At 77.2% G+C, this 2,049-nt stretch carries 2 protein-coding genes; one reads left to right on the top strand and one right to left on the bottom strand.

The annotated features are described in order from the left end of the window. Nucleotides 1-1,088 (bottom strand): winged helix-turn-helix domain-containing protein (locus CBZ_RS17410; RefSeq protein WP_507762213.1); only part of this gene is annotated, 1,088 nt, incomplete at its 3' end. A gap of 242 nt (nt 1,089-1,330) precedes the next feature. Here CBZ_RS17410 and phoU point away from each other — a divergent pair. Continuing rightward, nucleotides 1,331-1,996 carry a phosphate signaling complex protein PhoU gene (gene phoU / locus CBZ_RS17405; protein WP_130782742.1) on the top strand — a complete coding sequence of 222 codons (666 nt, stop codon included), beginning with the start codon at nt 1,331-1,333 and terminating at the stop codon, nt 1,994-1,996. Nucleotides 1,997-2,049: the final 53 nt, after the last annotated feature.

Genomic DNA, 2,049 nt, shown 5'->3' with positions numbered 1-2,049 from the left:
TGCCGGACCGCACCCGCCCAGTCCGTGTCGCGCCGGTGCTCGGCGACCGCCCGGTGCGTCCGTGCGAGCGCCCCCGGGTCGCGGCGCGACTGCAGCACCCGGCACTGCGCGGCGAACAGCGCGTGCCAGCGGTAGGCGGGCGTCGCGTCCCACGCGGCCGGCGCCGCGCCGTCGGGCACCGGGGTGAGGAAGAGGCCGCGCGCGACGCACGCGTCGAGCAGCGCCGCGCCGCCCGGGACGAGCACGTCGGCGAGCACCGGGTCGACGACGTCGTCGACCGTGGCCCGCAGGACGAAGTCCGCGAGCGCGGGCGGGAGGCCGGCCAGGACCTCGTCGACGACGTAGTCCGCGACGGGGACCGCGGTGGCCGAGGCGAGGTCGAGCCGGCGGCGTCGGGCCGCGTCCGCGCCGACGCTCGTGCCCGGGGTGCCGTCGGTGCCGCCAGCCCCCTCGGTGCCGTCGGCGCCCGCCATGCCGAGCAGGGTCATCCGGACGGCCACGGGCCACCCGTCGGTGACCGCCCGGAGCCGTTCGGCCTCGGCGCGGTCGAGCCGCGTCCCCGACGCCTCCGCGACGCGCACGATCTCGTCGGCCCCGAACGCGAGCGCCCCGGCACGCAGCTCGCCCAGCTCGCCCGCGACCCGCAGCCGGTGCAGGGGAAGGCCGGGGTCGGCGCGGGCGACGAGCACGAGCCGCAGCACCGCGGGCGCGTACCGGACGAGCCGGCCGAGCACCGCACGCGCGGCGGTGCCGTGCACCTCGTGCGCGTCGTCGAGGACCAGGACGACCGGGTCGGTGCGGTCGCCGAGGACGACCAGCAGCGCGTCGAGCCGCGCGACCGCGCCGACGTCCGCGGGCAGCGCACCCGCGGGCAGAACGCCGGCGAGCGCCCCCTCGAGCCCGCGCAGCAGGCGGTCGGGGTCGTCGTCGGACGGGTCGAGCGCGAGCCACGCGACCGGCGCCGTCGTGCCGGCCGCCCAGGACGCCACGAGCGTCGTCTTGCCGTACCCGGCGGGGGCGACGACCGCGGTGACGCGGTGCGCGGCGACCGCCGCCTCGAGCTCGCCCGTCGGGCCGGGCCGGAGCACGACGTGGGCACCGGGGAGCGGTACCGAGACCTTGCCCCCCGGGGCGGACCTTCGCGCCTGCTGCCGGACGCCCACGAGCCGAACGTAACGGGCAAACGGGGCGCGCGCCCGCCGACGGGCCGAGGTGTCGCGGGTTCCCCCACCGTCCGCCGTCGTGCGTTCACCTCGGCGCGTCCGCTCGTTCACCTGCCGGTGCGAACCTGACCAGCGCGCGGCGCCGTGCCGCAGCAGGAGAGGATCACATGCGGGACATCTTCGACGCCGAGCTCGCCCAGCTCGGCCAGGACCTGGCGGCGATGAGCGGCCGGGTCGAGCGCGCGATCACCGACGCGGGTGTCGCGCTCCTCACCGCCGACCTGGCGCTCGCCGAGTCGGTCATCGCGGCCGACCTGGAGATCGACGCGATCGAGCGTGACCTCGACGAGCGGTGCGTGCTCCTGCTCGCGCAGCAGCAGCCCGTCGCGACCGACCTGCGGATCGTCGTGTCGGCGCTGCGGATGAGCGCCACCCTCGAGCGCATGGGCGACCTCGCCCGGCACATCGCGCAGGTCGCGCGCGGGCGCTACCCGCGGACCGCGGTGCCGCACGGGCTGTCGGGCACGTTCACCGAGATGCACGACGCCGCGGTCCGCGTGGCGCGCCGCACGACGACGCTGCTCAGCAACCACGAGCTGCCGCTCGCCGAGAGCATCGAGCAGGACGACGACCTGCTCGACGAGCTGCACGAGGACACGTTCACCGCGCTGCTCGGGGGCTCGTTCTCCGGGTCCGTGCAGGAGACGGTCGACGTGACGCTGCTGGGCCGGTACTACGAGCGGTTCGGCGACCACGGCGTGTCCATCGCCCGCCGCGTGACGTACCTGGTCACCGGGGTCCTGGGCCAGGAGCTCGACCGCTCCGCCTCCTGAATCCTGCCGGCCGCGCGCCGCGGCCCGGTGACGACCGAGCGCCGGTCACCCCG

The organism is Cellulomonas biazotea (assembly GCF_004306155.1).
Taxonomy (GTDB): Bacteria; Actinomycetota; Actinomycetes; order Actinomycetales; family Cellulomonadaceae; genus Cellulomonas; species Cellulomonas biazotea.
This window is presented reverse-complemented; position numbering and strand designations above follow the sequence as displayed.